We start from the raw sequence: 19,188 nt of genomic DNA on the forward strand, positions 1-19,188 counted from the left end.
GACGCCGCCTGGCACCTCCACCACCTCACCCACCACCACCCCCTCCAAGCATTCGTGCTCTTCTCGGCGGCGGGAGGGCTGCTCGGGAACGCCGGGCAGGCCAACTACGCGGCGGCCAACGCCTATGTGGACGCGCTCGCCGCCCACCGCCGGGCCCGGGGGTTGCCCGCGGTGTCGCTGGCCTGGGGGCTGTGGGAGGAGGTCAGCGGGCTGACCGGGGGGCTCGCCCCGGCCGATCTGGCGCGGATGCGGCGGGCCGGGGTACTGCCCCTGTCGACCGAGGACGGGCTGGCGCTCTTCGACCGGGCGCTGGGGCAGGAGCGTGCGCTGCTCGTGCCGGTCCGGCTGGACCGGGAGGCGCTGCGCGGGGAGGCCGGTGCCCGGCCGCTGCTGCGGGACCTGGCTCCCCGGGCGGAGCTGCCGCGAGCGGCGGCAGCGGGAACCGGAGGGGCCGGTGGCGCCACGGCCGCTCCGGTCGTCTCGCTCGTCGGCCTGACTCCTGGCGAACGTGCCCACACTTTGCTGGAGTTGGTGCGACGGCAGGTGGCCGTGGTGCTGGGGCACGCCTCCCCCGACGCGGTCGATCCCGAGCGCGGTCTTCTCGACGCCGGCTTCGACTCGCTGCGCGCCGTGGAGCTGCGCAACCTGCTGAACACGGCCACCGGGTTGCGGCTGCCCGCGACGCTGATCTTCGACCACCCCACGGCGGCGGCGGTCGCCGCCCGCCTGGACGCGCTGCTCGCCACCGCCGGGGACCCCGGAGGTCGGGAGGAGCCGCCGTCGGGGGCCGGACTGGCCGCGGTGGAAACCCTGGAAGCCGGCCTGCTCGCCTCGGGTCTCCTGGCGGCGGACGGTGCCGGCGCGCTCCCGGTCCCCGACCGTGAGCGGGTCGCGGAGCGGCTGCGCGCGCTGGTCGACCGGCTGGCCCCTGCCGGTGCGGTCCGTGCGGTGCCCGCCGCCGATGCCGGAGCGGATGCCGAGGGCGGACAGGACGACCGGTTCGGGGAGTTCGAGAGCGAGTTCGACAACGCGTCCCTCGACGACATCCTCACCATCGTCGACGACGAACTGCGCAAGTCCTGACATGGCCGCCGACCCGTCCACCCCTCACGCACGGAAGAAGGCTGACGCAACCATGACGAGCGACGCCCCTCGCGGGGACTCAGGCCCTCGGGACGCGGAGGCGAAGGTCGTCGATGCCCTGAAGCGGCTGACCGTGGACCTGCGCAAGACCCGGCAGCGGCTGAAGGAGGTCGAGGCGGCGGCGCGCGAGCCGATCGCGATCGTCGGCATGGCCTGCCGCTACCCGGGCGGGGTCACCTCCCCCGAGGACCTGTGGCGGCTGGTGGCCGAGGGCCGGGACGTCATCGCGCCGCTGCCGGCCGACCGTGGCTGGGACGCGGACCTGTACGACCCGGATCCGGCCCGCGCCGGCAAGGTCACGGTCCGCGAGGGCGGTTTCCTGGACGACCCGGCCGCCTTCGACCCGGCGTTCTTCGGGATGAGCGCCCGCGAGGCCCTGGCGACCGACCCGCAGCAGCGGCTGCTCCTGGAGACCTCCTGGGAGGCAGTCGAGCGCGCGGGCATCGATCCGGTGTCGTTGCGCGGCAGCCGGACCGGGGTCTTCGCGGGCGTGATCTACCAGGACTACGCGGCCCGGCTGCGCAACGCGCCGGGCGAGTTCGAGGGGTATCTCGGCAACGGCAGCACGGGCAGTGTGGCCTCGGGGCGGGTCGCGTACACGCTCGGCCTTGAGGGGCCGGCGATCAGTCTCGACACGGCCTGTTCGTCGTCGCTGGTGGCGCTGCACGAGGCCGCGCAGGCGCTGCGGGCCGGGGAGTGCCAGCTGGCGCTGGCCGGCGGTGTCACGGTGATGGCCTCGCCGCTGGCGCTGCTGGAGTTCAGCCGGCAGCGCGGCCTGGCGGGGGACGCCCGCTGCAAGGCGTTCGCGGCCGGGGCCGACGGGACCGCGCTCGGCGAGGGTGCCGGGATGCTGCTGCTGGAGCGGCTGTCCGACGCCCGTCGGCACGGGCGGCGGGTGCTGGCCGTGGTCCGGGGCAGTGCCGTCAACCAGGACGGCGCGAGCAGTGGGCTGACCGCGCCGAGCGGGCCGGCGCAGCGGCGGGTGATCCGGCAGGCGCTGGACCGGGCGGGGCTGTCGGCGGCGGACGTGGACATGGTCGAGGCGCACGGCACGGGAACCCGGCTGGGCGACCCGATCGAGGCGCAGGCCCTCATCGACACGTACGGCCAGGAGCGGCCCACCGAACGGCCCCTGTGGCTGGGCTCGGTGAAGTCCAACATCGGGCACGCGCAGGCCGCCGCCGGGGTCGCCGGTGTCATCAAGGCGGTGCAGGCGATGGAGCACGGAGTGCTGCCCGGCACCCTGCATGTGGACGCGCCGAATCCGCACGTGGACTGGTCGGCGGGCGCGGTGGAGCTGCTCACGGAGCGCCGGGAGTGGCCGGCGGCCGGCCGGCCCCGGCGGGCGGGGGTGTCGTCCTTCGGTGTCAGCGGGACCAACGCCCACGTGGTGCTGGAGCAGGGTGATCCGGCGCCCGTCCCGCGGACCGGGTCCGGTGGCGGTGCGAGTACGGGTGACGGTGATGGTGCGGGTGCCAGTGGTGGCGCGGGTACCGGTGTCGGTGGTGGCGCCGTCGTGCCATGGGTGCTGTCCGGTCGTACGGAGGACGCGCTGCGCGCCCAGGCGGAGCGGCTGGCGGCACATCTGACGGACCGTCCGGAGCTGTCGGCCGCCGCGGTGGGCGAGGCGCTGGCCCGGGGCAGGTCCGTGTTCGAGCACCGTGCGGTGGTGGGCGGCGCCGACCGTGCCGAGCTGCTCGCGGGACTGACCGCCCTGGCCGACGGGCGCGACGCCCCCGGTCTCGCCCAGGGGCGCGTCACGTCGGACGCGCGGGCCGTTCTCGTGTTCGCCGGCCTGGGGAGGTCGGCGGATCTCGGCTGGGCCGGTCGCCTCGCCACGGTCTCCCCGGTGTTCGCCGCGTGCCTGGAGCGGTGCGACGAGGCACTGCGGGCGGGCACCGACAGGCCGCCGCTGCTCGACGTGCTGCGCGGCGGCACCGGCGAACCCGCCTCCCGCTGGGCGGTGTCGGTGGCGCTCGCCGGACTGTGGGAGGCGTTCGGGATCCGGGCCACGGCGGTCGTCGCCGTGACGGACGCCGATGCCGACGCCGACGCCGCGGTCGACGACGACGTGGCGGTGCTCGCGGCCTCCTGTGTCGCGGGCGCGACGACGCTGAAGGAGGCCGCCCGCGCGCTGCTGTCCGGCGGCGGGGCACCGCAGCCCGGCAGCGCACGCGTCCCCCTGCTGACGGCGTCCGCCTCCGTGTCCGGCGAACTTGAGCGTGTGATCGAGGAGTTGGCGGACCGCGGCCTCTTCGTGGAGGTCGGCCCGCCGGGTTCGGTCGCCCCGAGGCTCCCCGCGGAGCGGACCGTCGCCCCTCCGGTCGGCGGCGCTCACGGCGACGAAGCGCTGTGGGCCGCGCTGGCCCGGCTGCATGTGAGCGCCGCGACCGTGACCTGGGCGGCGGCCTTCCCCGCACCGGGTCCGGACGGCCCGTTCCCGGCCGAGCTGCCGACGTACGCGTTCCGCCGCCGCCGGTACTGGCTGGACGACGGCCCCCGCATCGCCGACCCGACGGCCGCCGGACTCGCACCGGCCGGCCATCCGCTGCTCGGCGCCGCCGTGGAACTCCCTGACGGTGAGGGCCTGTTGTTCACCGGGCGGCTGTCGACGGACACCCATCCCTGGCTCGCGGACCACACGGTCGCCGGGCGGGTCGTGGTGCCCGGTACGGCCCTGCTGGAGCTGGCCGGCTGGGCAGGTACGCGCGCCCACTGCCCCCGGGTCGCCGAACTGACCCTGCACGCCCCGCTGGAGCTGCCCCCCACCGGGCGCGCGGTCCGGCTGCACGTCACCGCCCCGGACGCGGACGGCCGACGCCGTCTCACCGTCTCCGCGCGACCGGGCCCGGACCAGGAGTGGACCCGGCACGCCACCGGCACCCTCTCCCCCGCCGACGCCCCGGAGGCCGGCGGCGCCGACCTGGTGACCTGGCCGCCGACCGGCGCCGAACCGGTTGCCGTCGACGTCGACGACCTCCACCGGCGGGCCGCCCGCCACGGCATCGGATACGGGCCCGCCTTCAGGGGGCCGCGGTCCGTGTGGCGCCGGGGCGACGAGGTGTTCGCGGAGGTCGCCCTGCCCGAGGGCCTGCGGACGGAGGCGGGGCGGTTCGGGGTGCACCCCGCGCTGCTCGACGCCGCGCTCCAGTCGTGGCCGGCGGCGCACCCCCAGGTCCTGGCCGAACGCCGGGTGCCGCAGGTCTGGCACGGCGTGACGGCGGGCACCGGCGGCGCGGACGCCCTGCGCGTGCGGATCGCACCGGCCGAGGGCCACGACGAGGACGGCACCCACGCCGTGAGCGTGCGGGCGTCCGACGCGGCGGGCGTCCCGGTGCTGTCCGTGACCGCCCTCGTCTCGCGCCCCCTGCGCGACGCCGACCCGGCGGGGGTGCTGCTGCGACCGGGCTGGGCACCACTGGCGGCCCGGCCGCACCCCGCGCACGCCGTGGTCGCGGCGCTCGGCACCGAGGACGACCTGCCGGTGACCGTCGATCGTCGGTACGGCGACCTGGACGCACTGGTCGAGGCGGTCACCGCCGGCGCACCCGCGCCGGACGTGGTGCTGCTCCCGGTCTCCCGGCTGCCGGTGCCGCCCTCCCCCGGCGTCCCGGAAGCCGTGCACACGGCGACCGCCGCCCTCCTCGCCCGGCTGCGGACCTGGCTCTCGGAGCCCGGGCTGCGGGCGAGCAGGCTCGTGACGGTCTCACGGGAGGAGTCCGGGGCGGCGGCGGATTCCGGCAGCGGGGGTGCCCTGGTCGACGCCGCCGTGCGCGGGCTGATGCGCAGCGCGCGGACCGAGCACCCGCGACGCTTCGGGCTGCTGACGCTGACCGGCTCGCAGGCACCCGGGCCGGAATCGCTCGCGACGGCACTGGACGCCGTACGGGACGAGCCGGAGGTCGTGCTCAGGGGCGACACCGCGTGGGTGCCCCGGCTGTCCCCGACGGGGCCTGCGGGGCCTGCGGATCAGGCTCCGGTCGTCGACCCCGACGGGACCGTCCTGATCACCGGCGGCACCGGCACCCTGGGGGCGCTGGTGGCCCGCCATCTGGTCTCGCGGGGCGCCCGGCATCTGCTGCTGACCGGCCGCCGGGGCGAACAGGCTCCGGGGGCGGCCGCGTTGGCGGCCGAACTGACCGCCGAGGGGGCACGGGTCACCGTGTCCGCCTGCGACGCCTCCGACCGGGACGCACTCGTGGCCCTCCTCGACGCCGTACCCGACGCCCATCCCCTGACGGCCGTCGTCCATGTGGCCGGGGTGACGGCCGACGCCTCGGTCGGCGCGCTGACGGACGTCCGGCTCGCCGCCGTGCTGCGGCCGAAGGTGGACGCGGCCTGGCATCTGCACGAGCTGACGCGCGGCACCGGCCTGACGGAGTTCGTGACGTTCTCCTCCGCCTCGGGCGTGTTCGGCGGTGCCGGGCAGGCCAACTACGCGGCGGCCAACGCCTTCCTGGACGCCCTCGCCCAACACCGGCACGCACAGGGTCTGCCCGGCCGCTCCCTCGCGTGGGGCCCGTGGGCCGAACGCAGCGCCCTCACCGCCGACCTGACGGCGGCGGACCGGGCGCGGATCGAGCAGGACGGTATCCGCGCGCTCGCCACGACGGACGCCCTGAACCTGTTCGACGCCGCCCTCGCGACGGCCGACACCCCGGTCCTCGTCCCTCTCGGGCTCGACCCGGCACGGGTGCGGGAACGCCGGGGCGACGGGCGGCTGCCGGCCCTGCTGAGCACACCGGCGGACACCGGGCAGGCGGAACCGAGCGACTCCGCTCCGGCCGCGGCGACCACCGCCGCCCCCGAAGTCCTCTACGCCGAGCGGCTGAAGGCGATGTCGGAGGGCGAGCGCCGACGGGCCCTGCTCGACCTGGTCCGCTCGCACGCGGCCGTGGTGCTGGGCGGCGGTCAGTCGGCCCAGGACATCGCACCCCGGCAGGGCTTCGTCGACCTGGGCTTCGACTCCCTGTCCAACCTGGAGTTGCAGGACCGGCTGTACGACGCCACCGGTGTGGACCTGCCGAGCACACTGATCTTCGACCATCCGACCGCCGAGGCCCTCGCCGACCACCTCTGCGCGGAACTCACCGGCCCGGCGGACAGCGGCGGTCCCGCCGTGGGACCCGCGCTCGCCGAGCTCGACCGGCTGGAGGCCTTCCTGGCCTCCTTCGCCGAGAACGCCGACGCCGGAGCCAGGGAGACGGTCGCACACCGGCTGCGGGACCTCGTCTCCCGCTGGCCCGGCAGGTCGCGTCAGGACGGTGGACCGCATCCGGACGGTGGACCGCGTCAGGACGGCGGGCCGGACCAGGACGGGCCGACCACGTCCGGGCTCGCGTCGGCCTCCGACGACGAACTCTTCGAAGTCCTCCAGCAGTTGCGATCCGCCGAGGGCGGGACGCCGACGGACCAGCAGCGTCTCTAGGAGCGGGGCACCGTGTCGCAACCACAGCAGCAACAGCCGACCTCGTCCTCGGCGCAGTTGGACAAGTTCCGTGAGCATCTGCGCTGGGCCACCAACGAGTTGGGCGAGGCCCGTCGGCGGGTGACCGAACTGGAGGAGGCCGACCGCGAGCCGATCGCGATCGTCGGCATGGCCTGCCGCTTCCCGGGCGGGGTCACCTCCCCCGAGGACCTGTGGCGGCTGGTCGCCGAGGGCCGGGACGCCGTCAGCGCGCCGCCCGCCGAACGCGGCTGGCCCGCCGAGGAGTTCCACGACCCGAGCGGGCAGCGGCCGGGCACCTCGTACGTCTGGGAAGGCGGGTTCCTGGACCGCGCCGCCGACTTCGACCCGGCGTTCTTCGACATCAGCCCGCGCGAGGCCCTGGCCATGGACCCGCAGCAGCGGCTGCTCCTGGAAACCTCCTGGGAGGCGATCGAACGTGCCGGCATCGACCCGACGGCACTGCGCGGCACCCGCGTCGGGGTGTTCGCCGGGCTGATGTACCACGACCACGCCGCCCGGCTGGGCGAGGTCGACGAGGCCGTCGCGGGCTTCCTCGGCAGCGGCAACGCGGGCAGCGTGGCCTCCGGACGGATCTCGTACGTCCTGGGCCTCGAAGGTCCGGCGATCACCGTCGACACGGCCTGCTCGTCCTCACTGGTCGCCCTGCACCTGGCGGCCCACGCGGTCCGGCGCGGGGAGTGCGCCATGGCACTGGCGGGCGGGGTCACCGTGATGGCCACCCCGTCCACCCTCGTCGACTTCAGCAGGCTCGGCGGGCTCGCGCGGGACGGCCGTATCAAGTCCTTCGCCGCCTCGGCGGACGGCACGGCCTGGGGTGAGGGCGCGGGCATGCTGCTGGTCGAGCGGCTCTCCGACGCCCGCCGCCTGGGCCATCCCGTCCTCGCCGTACTGCGCGGCTCGGCCGTCAACCAGGACGGCGCCACCAGCAGCCTGTCCGCCCCCAACGGCCCCTCCCAGCAACGGGTCATCCGGGCCGCGCTGGCGGCGGCCCGCCTCTCCCCCGACCTGGTGGACGCGGTGGAGGCGCACGGGACGGGTACGACCCTGGGCGACCCGATCGAGGCTCAGGCCCTCCTGGCCACCTACGGCCAGAACCGCCCCGCCGAACGACCCCTGTGGCTCGGCTCGTTGAAATCCAACATCGGCCACACCCAGGCCGCCGCCGGCGTCGGCGGCGTCATCAAGATGGTCAAGGCCCTGGAACACGGGGTACTGCCCCACACCCTCCACGTCGACGAACCCACCCCGCACGTCGACTGGACCACCGGCGCCGTCTCCCTCCTCACCGAACAACGCCCCTGGCCCGACACCGACCGCCCACGCCGCGCCGCCGTCTCCTCCTTCGGCGTGAGCGGCACGAACGCGCACGTCATCCTGGAACAGGCCCCGGAGGCGGCACGCCCCGAGACGGCCCCGGATCACCCTGCCTTCGCCTGGCCGATCTCCGCACGCTCCACCAAGGCCCTGCGCGACCAGGCCGCACGACTACGGGACGCGGTGACGAAGCATCCCGAATGGTCACCGGCCGAGATCGGCCACGCCCTCACCTCCGGCCGGACGCGCTTCGAGCAGCGGGCTGTGGTGGTGGGGGCCAGCAGGGATCAACTCCTGGACGGGCTGGCGGCGTTGGCGTCCGGCGGCGAGGCGCCCGGTGTCGTCACCGGGCACGGAGACGGCGGGCAGCCGGTGTTCGTGTTTCCCGGCCAGGGGTCGCAGTGGACCGGGATGGCCGTCGAACTCCTCGACACGTCCGAGGTGTTCGCCGAGTCCATCACCGCGTGCGAAGCCGCCCTCTCCCCTCATGTGGAGTGGTCGCTGAGCGAAGTGCTCCGCAACGGCCAGCCGTTGAACCGGGTGGACGTGGTGCAGCCCGCCCTGTTCGCGGTGATGGTGTCGCTCGCCGCGGTCTGGCGATCCCTGGGGGTCGAGCCCGCCGCCGTCGTCGGACACTCCCAGGGCGAGATCGCCGCAGCCGTCGTCGCCGGGGCACTCACACTCGACGACGGCGCCAAGATCGCCGCCCTCCGCAGCCGCGCCATCCTCAAACTCGCCGGACACGGCGGCATGGTCTCCCTGCCCCTCAGCAACGAAGACACCACCGAACTCCTCAAACAGTGGCCCGACCGCATATCCATAGCCGCCCTCAACGGACCTCAAGCCACCGTCGTCGCCGGAGACGCCACCGCCCTCGACGAACTACTGACCCACTGCGAGACCGAGAGCGTCCGCGCCCGCCGCATCGACGTCGACTACGCCTCCCACACCGCACACGTCGAAGCCATCGAAAGCGACCTCGCCGAAGCCCTGAAGGGCATCACCCCGCACACCAGCACCGTGCCCTTCTACTCGACGGTCACCGGCGAGCCCATCGACACCAAACAACTCGACGCCGGCTACTGGTACACGAATCTCCGCCAGACGGTCCTCCTCGAACCCACCCTGAAGCGTCTGACGGCAGACGGCCACACCGGCTATGTGGAATGCAGCCCCCACCCCGTCCTCGTCCCCGCCATCGACGAGACGACCGAAGGCCACGTCACCGGCACCCTGCGCCGCGACGAAGGCGGCTGGCAACGCCTCCTCACCTCCGCAGCCCACCTCCACACCCACGCCACCCCCATCACCTGGCCCACCAGCCACACCCACCACATCGACCTCCCCACCTACCCCTTCCAACGCAACCGCTACTGGCTCGAAACCACCACACCCACAACCACCACCGGCGCAAAACACCCCCTGCTCGACACCACCATCCCCCTCGCCGACAGCGACACGATCGTCCTCACCGGCCGGATCTCCCTGCACACACACCCCTGGCTGGCCGACCACGCCGTATGGGACACCACACTCCTCCCCGGCACCGCACTCGCAGAACTCGCCCTGCAAGCCGCCGACCGGGCCGGATGCGACGTCGTGGAGGAACTGACACTCCAGGCACCTCTCGTCCTGCCCGAAGACGACACGACCGACCTCCAACTCACCGTCGAAGCACCCGACGACACCGGCCGCCGCAGCCTCACCATCCACAGCCGCCCCACAAGCCACACCGGCTGGACCCGCCATGCCACCGCCACACTGACCCCCGCGACAACCCACCCCGACTGGGACCTCACCACCTGGCCTCCCCCCGACGCCCAGCCCCTCGACCTCACCGGCCTCTACCCACGACTGGCCGACCAAGGATTCCACTACGGACCCGCCTTCCAAGGCCTCCACACAGCCTGGCGACACGGCAAGGAACTCTTCGCCGAAGTACGACTGCCGGACGAACTGCACCACACGGCAGGCAGGTTCGGGATCCACCCCGCCGTCCTCGACGCGGCCCTGCACACCAGCCTGATCGACGGCATCGACGGCATCGACGGCACCGACGACGTCCGACTCCCCTTCGCCTGGACCGGCATCACCCTGCACGCCACCGGAGCCACCACCCTCCGCGTCCGCATCACACCCCAGGGACCCGACACCCTCGCCCTCACCGCGGCCGACCAGAACGGCCGGCCGGTGGTCGAGGTCGCCTCGTTGACCAGCCGGGCGGTGGGTGCGGAGCAACTCGGCCGCAGGATTCCCCTGTTGCATGTGGAGTGGACCGAACTCCCCGTGCCCGAAGGCGCCTCGGAGGACGAGGTGTTCGTCCTGGGGGCGGACGAGCTCGGTCTCGGCTTCGATACCCGGTCCGCCCTCGGGGCGCCCGGCACGTACGTGCTGTCGTGCGGCGGCGGCACGACCCCGGCGAACACTCCGGATGCCGTCCGGTCGGCGCTGCACCGCGTCCTGTCCGCCGTGCGCGCATGGCCGGCCGACGAGCGGTTCGCCGACGGCCGGCTGGTGGTGGTCACTCGGGGCGCGGTGGCGGCCGGGGACGGCGAGGCTGTGGCGGACCTGGTGCACGCGCCGCTGTGGGGGCTGCTGCGCTCGGCGCAGTCCGAGCACCCCGGCCGGTTCGTGCTCGTCGACGTGGACGGACGGGCCCCCTCCGCGGCCACCCGTACGGCGCTGCGTCGCGCGCTCGCGTCCGGGGAGCCCCAGTGCGCGCTGCGGGACGGGCGGCTGCTGGTGCCCCGGCTGGTGCGGGAGACGGCGGGGCGGGTGCTGGAGGCGCCGGCCGACGGGTCGGCCTGGCGGCTGGACACGACCGGCAAGGGCACGCTGGAGAACCTCGCGCTGGTGCCGTACCCGGAGGCGGCGGCCCCGCCGGCTCCGGGGCACGTCCGGGTCTCGGTCCGTGCGGCGGGGATGAACTTCCGTGACGTGCTGCTGGGCCTGGGGATGGTCGACCAGGACGTGATGGGCGGCGAGGCGGCCGGTGTCGTGCTGGAGGTGGCACCGGACGTCACGGACCTGGCGCCGGGCGACCGGGTCATGGGCATGATGCCGGGGTCGTTCGGTCCGGTCGCGGTCGTCGACCGGCGGCTGCTCGTGCCGCTGCCGCGGGGATGGACGTACGCGGAGGGCGCCTCGGTGCCGATCGCGTTCCTCACCGCCTACTACGGTCTCGTCGACCTCGCCGGCCTGCGGGCCGGGGAGTCGGTGCTGATCCACGCGGCGACGGGCGGAGTGGGTCTGGCCGCGCTGCAACTCGCCCGGCATCTGGGCGCCGAGGTGCACACGACGGCGTCCCCGGCGAAGTGGGAGACGCTGCGGGCGCTCGGTGTGCCCGAGGACCGGATCTCCTCGTCCCGCTCCCTGGACTTCGAGGAGCGGGTCCGGGCGGCCACCGGCGGGAGCGGGGTCGACGTCGTACTGAACTCGCTGGCCCAGGAGTTCGTCGACGCGTCGCTCCGGCTGTTGACGCCCGGTGCCGGGGGCGGGCGGTTCGTGGAGATGGGCAAGACCGACATCCGGGACGCCGAGCGGGTCGCGGCCGACCATCCGGGCGTGTCGTACCTCTGGTTCGACCTCATCGAGGCGGGCCACGAGCGCATCGGGCGCATGATGGCCGGGCTGATGCCATTGTTCGAGAGCGGCGCGCTGGCGCCGGTCCCGACGTCCGCCTGGGACGTGCGGCGTGGGCTGGACGCCTTCCGGTACATGAGTCAGGCCCGGCATGTCGGCAAGGTGCTGCTCACGCTGCCGCCCGCCGCGCTCGACCCGGACGGCACGGTGCTGATCACCGGCGGTACCGGCACCCTGGGCGCCCTGGTGGCCCGGCATCTGGTCGCCGAGCACGGCGTACGGCGGCTGCTGCTGCTCGGGCGGCGGGGCGAGGCGGCCGAGGGGGTGGCCGGGCTGCGTGCCGAACTCGCCGCCGCGGGCGCCGAGGTGGGCGTGGTGGCCTGCGACAGCGCGGACGGTGAGGCGCTCGCGGAGGTGCTGGCCGGGATTCCGGCCGCGCATCCGCTCACCGGCGTGGTGCATGCGGCCGGGGTGCTCGACGACGCCGTCCTGACCGCTCTGACACCCGAGCGGCTCGATGCGGTGCTGCGGCCCAAGGTCGACGCGGCCTGGCATCTGCACGAGCTGACGCGGGACGCGGACCTGGCCGCGTTCGTGATGTTCTCCTCGTCGGCGGCGGTGCTGGGCGGTCCCGGCCAGGGCAACTACGCGGCGGCGAACGCCTTTCTCGACGCCCTCGCCCGGCACCGGCGGGCCCAGGGGCTGCCCGGGCTCTCGGTGGCCTGGGGCCTGTGGGAGCGGGCGAGCGCGATGACGGGGCATCTGGACGAGGGTGACCTGGCCCGGTTGCGCCGGGCGGGCTTCCACGCCCTGTCCGACACCGACGGGCTCGCGCTGTTCGACGCGGCCCTGCCGTCGGACCGGTCCGAGGTGGTGGCGGTGCGCCTGGACGCGGCGGCTCTCGAAGCGGGCGGCGCGGCGGGCCATCCGCTGCTGCGGGGACCGGCCGGACCGGCGACGCGCCGTCGTCGTACGGTCGAGGCGGCGGCCGCCGTGGCGAACTCGTCAGCCGCACCTGCGGAGTTGAGGGAGCGGTTGGCGGCTCTGCCGGTCGCGGAGCGTGGGCGGGTGGTGCTGGATCTCGTCCGTGACGCGGCCGCCCTCGTGCTCGGGCACCCGTCGAACGCGGCGATCGGGCCCCGGCAGGCCTTCAAGCAGCTCGGCTTCGACTCGCTGACGTCGGTCGAGCTGCGCAACCGGCTCAACACGGCCACCGGGCTGCGGCTGCCCGCCACCCTCGTCTTCGATCATCCGACCCCGACGGCGCTCGGCGAGCACCTGCTGGGCGAACTGGCCCCGGCCGCACAGGAGTCGGCCCCCGCCGACGCTCACGCCGGCTTCGGCGACCCCGGCGACCCCGCCGACCTCGGTGACGAGGACGTGCGGCGGCTGCTGGCGGCCCTGCCGCCGGCGCGGCTGCGGGAGTCCGGGCTGCTGCCGGCCCTGGTGCGACTGGGCGCGGCGGCCGCCTCCGCGCCGGGCGGCGACGCCGCCGACGAGCCGGACGAGTTCGACGACCTGGACGCGGACGACCTCATCGACCTGGCGCTCGGCGCGGGCGACCACTGAGCGCGGCCGGACGTACGGACGGACCGCGGAGACGACCATGAGCGGAGAGGGAACCCCCGTGACGCAGGACGAGCAGGCCGGGCGGATGCTGGAGGCGCTGCGCCACTCCCTGAAGGAGAACAAGCGCCTCCAGCAGGAGAACCGCAGGCTCGCCGAGAGCCGGCACGAGCCGATCGCCGTCGTCGGCATGGCCTGCCGGTTCCCTGGTGGTGTGTCGTCGCCGGAGGACTTCTGGCGGCTGCTCGACGAGGGCCGGGACGCGGTCGGCCCGTTCCCCGCCGACCGCGGCTGGGACGTCGGGGCGCTGTACGACCCGGACCCGGACCACCCGGGCACCAGCTATGTGCGGCACGGCGCGTTCCTGCGGGACGCCGCCCGGTTCGACGCGGACTTCTTCGGGATCAGCCCGCGAGAGGCCCTCGCCATGGACCCGCAGCAGCGGCTGCTGCTGGAGACGTCCTGGGAGGCGGTCGAGCGGGCGGGCATCGACCCGGCCTCGCTGCACGGCAGCCGTACGGGGGTGTTCGTCGGCGCCTCCCCGCTCGGTTACGGTGCCGGTCCGCGCGCCGCGTCGCAGGGCGCGGAGGGCTATCTGCTGACGGGCACCACCGTGAGCGTCGCGTCCGGGCGGCTGGCCTACACCTTCGGGTTCGAGGGCCCGGCGCTGACCGTGGACACGGCCTGTTCGTCGTCCCTGGTGGCGCTGCACCTGGCGGCGCAGGCGCTGCGCGGCGGCGAGTGCGAGCTGGCGCTGGTGGGCGGGGCGGCGGTGATGGCGCGGCCGCACATGTTCGTGGAGTTCAGCCGGCAGCGGGGTCTGGCGCCCGACGGCCGGATCAAGGCGTTCGCGGGTGCCGCGGACGGCACCGCCTGGGGTGAGGGTGTCGGGATCCTGCTGGTGGAGCGGCTGTCGGACGCACGGCGGCACGGGCACCGGGTGCTGGCCGTGGTCCGGGGCTCGGCCGTCAACCAGGACGGCGCCAGCAACGGCCTCACCGCCCCCAACGGCCTCGCCCAGCAGAAAGCCGTCCGCGCGGCCCTCGCCGACGCCGGCCTGACCCCGGCCGACGTGGACGCCGTCGAGGCCCACGGCACCGGCACCCGCCTCGGCGACCCCATCGAGGCGCGGGCGCTGCTGGCCACCTACGGCCGGGAGCGCCCGGCGGAGCGGCCGTTGTGGCTCGGCTCGGTGAAGTCGAACATCGGACACACCCAGCTGGCGGCGGGTGTCGCCGGTGTCATCAAGATGGTGCTGGCGTTGGAGCACGGGGTGCTGCCCCGCACCCTGCACGTGGACGAACCCACCCCGCACGTCGACTGGACCACCGGTGCCGTCTCCCTCCTCACCGAGCGGCGCGCGTGGCCCGAGACGGGCAGGCCGCGCCGGGCCGCCGTCTCCTCCTTCGGGATCAGTGGCACCAACGCCCACATCGTTCTGGAGCAGGCTCCGCCGGAGCCCGGGGCGACGGGGGCGATGGGGGCGATGGGGCCGGAAGCGGCGCCCAAGGTGTCCGAGGTACCCGAGGTACCCGAGGTACCCGAGGTACCCGAGGTACCCGAGGTACCCGAGGTACCCGAGGTACCCGAGGTACCCGAGGTACCCGAGGTACCCGAGGTACCCGAGGTGTCCGAGGTGTCCGAGGTGTCCGAGGTGTCCGAGGTGTCCGAGGTGTCCGAGGCGGCAGATGGGGTCTCCGACGCCGGCCGTCCGCTGCTCCCCTGGCTGCTGTCCGCCGCCGGACCGGCCGCGCTGCGCGCCCAGGCCGAGCGGCTGCACACGGCCGTCTCGGCGCACCCCGTCCCGGCGCACCCCGACTGGACGCCCGCGGCGCTCGCCCGTTCCCTCGCCACCACGCGCGCCCGCCTCGACCATCGGGCCGTCGTGCTCGGCTCCGACCGGGAAGACCTGCTCGCCGGGCTGGAGGCACTGCGGACACCCACGGCGGACGCCGGCCGTCCGGTGACGGGCACGGCCGCGCAGGGCGGGGCCACGGCCTTCCTCTTCACCGGGCAGGGTTCCCAACGAGCCATGATGGGGCGGGAGTTGTCCGCCAGGTATCCGGTGTTCGCCGCGTCCCTCGACCGGATCTGCGGCCTGTTCGACGAGCGGGCCGGCCTCGGGCTGCGTGAGGTGCTGGACGCGGCGGCCGGTTCCGAGCGCGCGGGGCTGCTGGACCGTACGGCGTGGACGCAGGCCGCGCTGTTCGCCGTCGAGGTGAGCCTGTACCGGCTGGTGGAGTCCTGGGGCGTGCGCCCGGACCAACTGCTCGGTCACTCGGTCGGCGAGCTGGCGGCGGCCCATGTCGCCGGCGTCTTCTCGCTCCAGGACGCCGTCACGGCGGTCGCGGCCCGCGGGCGGCTGATGCAGGAACTGCCGCCCGGCGGTCGGATGGCGGCCGTCGAGGCGGCCGAGGAGGAGGTGACGGCCCTGCTCGCGGGCCGGGCCGAGGGGCCCGGGCGGGCGGGGATCGCGGCCGTCAACGGGCCGTCGTCCGTCGTGGTCTCCGGCGACGAGGACGCCGTACGCGAGGTCGTCGAGGTACTGCGGGCCCGGGGCCGGCGCACCAGGGAACTCCCGGTGAGCCACGCGTTCCACTCGCCGCGCATGGACGGCATGCTGGACGGCTTCCGTGAGGTGCTGGCCACGCTCACGCTGCGCGAGCCGGTCCTGCCGATCGTCTCGAACGTCACCGGCCGGCCCGTCACGAGCGCGGAGGTCCGTTCGGCGGACTACTGGGTGCGGCACGTGCGGGAGGCGGTTCGCTTCCACGACGGCGTCGGCACGCTGCTCGGCCAAGGGGTGCGTACGTTCGTGGAGTTGGGGCCCGACGGAGTGCTGTCCGCGATGGTGCGCGAGGGCGCCGCAGCGCTGCTCCCGGACGACGCGCTCGCCGATGTCGTCGCGGTGCCGCTGCTGCGCCGCGACCGCGACGAGGTCCGCACCCTGCTCACGGGGGTGGCGCAGGCGTATGCGCGGGGCACGGAGGTGGACTGGGGTGCCGTCGTGGCCGACCCCGGTGCGGGTCCGGTGGTGCCCACCCGGATCCCCGGCCTGCCCACCTACGCCTTCCAGGGCGAGCGGTACTGGCTCGCGGACGGCGCGGACGTCCCGGCCGAGCCCGGCGATCTGGGCCTCGCCCCGGCCGGACACCCGCTGCTCGGCGCCGCGCTCGCGCCCGCCGAGGGCGACGGCCTGGTCCTCACGGGCCGGCTGTCGCCGCGTACCCACGGCTGGCTCGCCGATCATGTGATCCTCGGCTCGACCGTCGTACCGGGCACCGCGTATCTGGAACTCGCCCTGCACGCGGCCGCGTCGACCGGCTGCGACACGGTGGAGGAGCTGCACCAGGAGAGCCCGCTGATCCTCGCCGAGGACGAGGCCGCGCACCTCCAGCTGACGGTGGGCCCGGCCGACGAGCACGGGCGGCGCACGATCGCCGTGCACTCCCGGCCCGCCCGCGCGGCCGAGGACAACCCGCCGTGGACCCGCCGCGCGAGCGGAGTCCTGGCCCGCACGGCGGACGCCGCGACGGGCCCTGAGCCGGGCGGCGCCTGGCCGCCACCGGGTGCCGTCCCCGTCGACGTCACGGGCTTCTACGACTCCGTGGCGGACGACGGCTTCACGTACGGCCCGTCGTTCCGGGGCCTGCACGCGGTGTGGCGGTCGGGCGAGGACACGTTCGGCGAGGTACGCCTGCCCGAGGGCCACGACGCCGAGGCGGCCCGGCACGGGGTCCATCCGGCGCTGCTGGACGCCGCGCTGCACGCCGGCCTGGTCGGCACCACCGCCGACGAGGTGCTGCTGCCCTTCGTGTGGAGCGGGGTGCGGCTGCACCGGCCGGGCGCCACCGCGCTGCGCGTACGCCTCTCCCCCGTCGGGCCCCGGGCGATGTCGGTGACCGTGTGGGACGCGGACGGGGCCCTCGTGGCCTCGGTGGAGTCGCTGCGGGCCCGCCCGGTCTCGGTCGCCCAGCTGCGGGCCGCGGCCCCCGACCGGCGGCCAGAGCACCTGTTCCACGTCGGGTGGACGCCGGTGGAGCGGGACCGGGCGGAACCGGACCGGGCGGCGGACCTGGTCGTGGTGGGCCCGGGGCGGGTGCCGGAGGGTGTCGTACGGGAGCGGTTCGCGGACGTCGCGGCGCTCGCGTCGGCCGTCTCCGCGGGCAGGCCCGTGCCCGACGCCGCGTTCCTGACGGCTCCCGAGGACACCGACGGCCCCGTCCCCGAAGCTGTCCCCGAGGCCGCGCACGCGGCGGTGCACGCCGTGCGGTCCGCGCTCGTGGCGTGGGCCGCGGACGAGCGGCTCGCCGGAACTCCGCTGATCGTGGTCACCCGCGACGCGGTCGCCACCGGGCCCGGCGACCCGGTCACGGGGCTGCGCCAGGCGCCCCTGTGGGGGCTGACCCGCGCGGCCCAGGCGGAACACCCGGACCGGTTCGTCCTGCTGGACCTGCCCGACGACACGGCGGCGGACGTACGGCGGACGACGGCGGACGACCGGCATACGGAGGCGGACGGCCGGTGTGCGGAGGCGGACGCCTGGCGCGCGGCGGCGGACCGCTTCGGCGAACCGCAACTGGCCCTGCGCGAGGGTACGTTGCTCACCCCCCGCCTGACCCGAGCCCGCCCCTCGGCCGCTGCCGAGACCCGCATCCCGCTCCCCGGGCCGGACGGCGGCACGGTCCTGGTGACCGGCGGCACGGGCGCCCTGGGCGCACTGGTCGCCCGGCACCTGGTGCGCGAACACAGCGCCCGCAGGCTGCTGTTGCTGAGCCGCAGCGGTCGATCGGCTCCCGGGACAGCCGAGTTGACGGCCGAGCTGACCGGGCTCGGCGCACACGTGACCGTGGCGGAGTGCGACGCCGCCGACCGGGAGGCGCTAGTCTCCGCCCTCGACGGCATCCCGGCGGAGCACCCGCTGACGGCCGTCATCCACACGGCCGGTGTCACGGGCGACGGCGCCCTGGACGCGCTCACGCCGCGACGCGTGGACGCCGTACTGCGTCCCAAGGTGGACGCGGCCTGGCAGCTGCACGAACTGACCGGGGACACACCGCTGGTGCTGTTCTCGTCGGCGACGGCCACCCTCGGCGGCGCCGGACAGAGCGCCTACACCGCCGCCAACTCCTTCCTGGACGCCCTCGCCGCACACCGTGCGGCGCGCGGGCTGCCCACGGTGTCGCTGGCCTGGGGCCTGTGGGAACAGGACACGGCCGGTATGGCGGCCGGGCTGGACGCGACGGCCCTGCGCCGGATGCGCCGCGCCGGGATCCTGCCGCTCTCCGCCGAGGAGGGCCTGGCCCTGTTCGACGCGGCGACGGCCACCCTGCGGTCCGCCGCCGGAGGCCTCCCCGTCGTCGTACCGGTACGGCTCGACCCGACGGCGTTCGGCGCGTCCGCCGGCGCCCCCGTCTCGCCCCTTCTGCGCCGGCTGGAGCCGGATGCCGCCCAGGACGCCCGTCCGGCGGGGTCGGACATGTCCGAGCGGGCGGCGGCGTTGCGCGGGCGGCTCGGCGGGGTGGACGAGGAGGAGCGGCGGCGCATCCTGCTGGAGTTGGTGCGTGGCACGGTCGCCGAGGTGCTCGGCCACCCGGGCCTCGGCTCCGTCCCCGCCGAACGTGCCTTCAGCGACCTGGGCTTCGACTCGCTCACGGCGGTGGAACTCCGCAACCGGCTCACCACCACCACCGGACTGCGGCTCACCGCGACGCTCGTCTTCGACCACCCGACGTCCCAGGCGCTGGCCCGCCACCTCGACGAGGCACTGCCCCGCGACGACACCCCGGCCGCCGCCCCCGTCCTGCGCGAACTCGACCGACTGGAGGCGGTGTTGGCGAGCATCGCCCCCGGCCACCACCCGGACCACGAACGGATCGCCGGACGGCTGCGGGCCGTTCTCGCCGCCTGGGACGAACGGACGGACGACCGGGCGGGCCCGACGGCCGCCGGGCCCGCCGACGGACCGAACACGGCCGGCTCCGCGCTGGAGCTGGACTCGGCGGACGACGACGCGGTCTTCGACTTCATCACCAACGAACTCGGGATCTCCTGACCCGTGCGGAACAGAGAGGGTGGCACCACCGTGGCGAGCAGTGAGCCCAGCGAGATCG

General features: G+C 75.2%; 3 protein-coding genes and 1 pseudogene. All 4 read left to right on the forward strand.

Features of this window, described 5'->3' with window-relative positions; translation table 11 throughout:
- Window positions 1-1,083 (forward strand): beta-ketoacyl reductase (locus IE275_RS19400; protein ID WP_189712595.1); only part of this gene is annotated, 1,083 nt, incomplete at its 5' end.
- 52 nt (window positions 1,084-1,135) lie between these two features.
- On the forward strand, window positions 1,136-6,571 hold the full coding sequence (locus tag IE275_RS19405; protein WP_189712596.1) for a type I polyketide synthase: 5,436 nt from the start codon (window positions 1,136-1,138) through the stop codon (window positions 6,569-6,571).
- A gap of 96 nt (window positions 6,572-6,667) precedes the next feature.
- Window positions 6,668-13,078, forward strand: a pseudogene (locus IE275_RS19410) (type I polyketide synthase); the annotation flags it as partial.
- Window positions 13,079-13,115: 37 nt separating this feature from the next.
- A complete protein-coding gene (locus IE275_RS19415; RefSeq protein ID WP_189712597.1) occupies window positions 13,116-19,130 on the forward strand; it encodes a type I polyketide synthase in 6,015 nt (2,004 codons plus the stop codon).
- The last annotated feature ends 58 nt before the right edge of the window (window positions 19,131-19,188 follow it).

It is taken from the genome of Streptomyces phaeofaciens (assembly GCF_014648915.1).
Lineage (GTDB): Bacteria > Actinomycetota > Actinomycetes > Streptomycetales > Streptomycetaceae > Streptomyces > Streptomyces phaeofaciens.

Excerpts from the sequence above, each read along its gene's own strand:
- IE275_RS19405 (WP_189712596.1), top strand. The coding sequence starts at position 1,136 with ATGACGAGCGACGCCCCTCGCGGGGACTCAGGCCCTCGGGACGCGGAG.
- IE275_RS19415 (WP_189712597.1), top strand. The coding sequence starts at position 13,116 with ATGAGCGGAGAGGGAACCCCCGTGACGCAGGACGAGCAGGCCGGGCGG.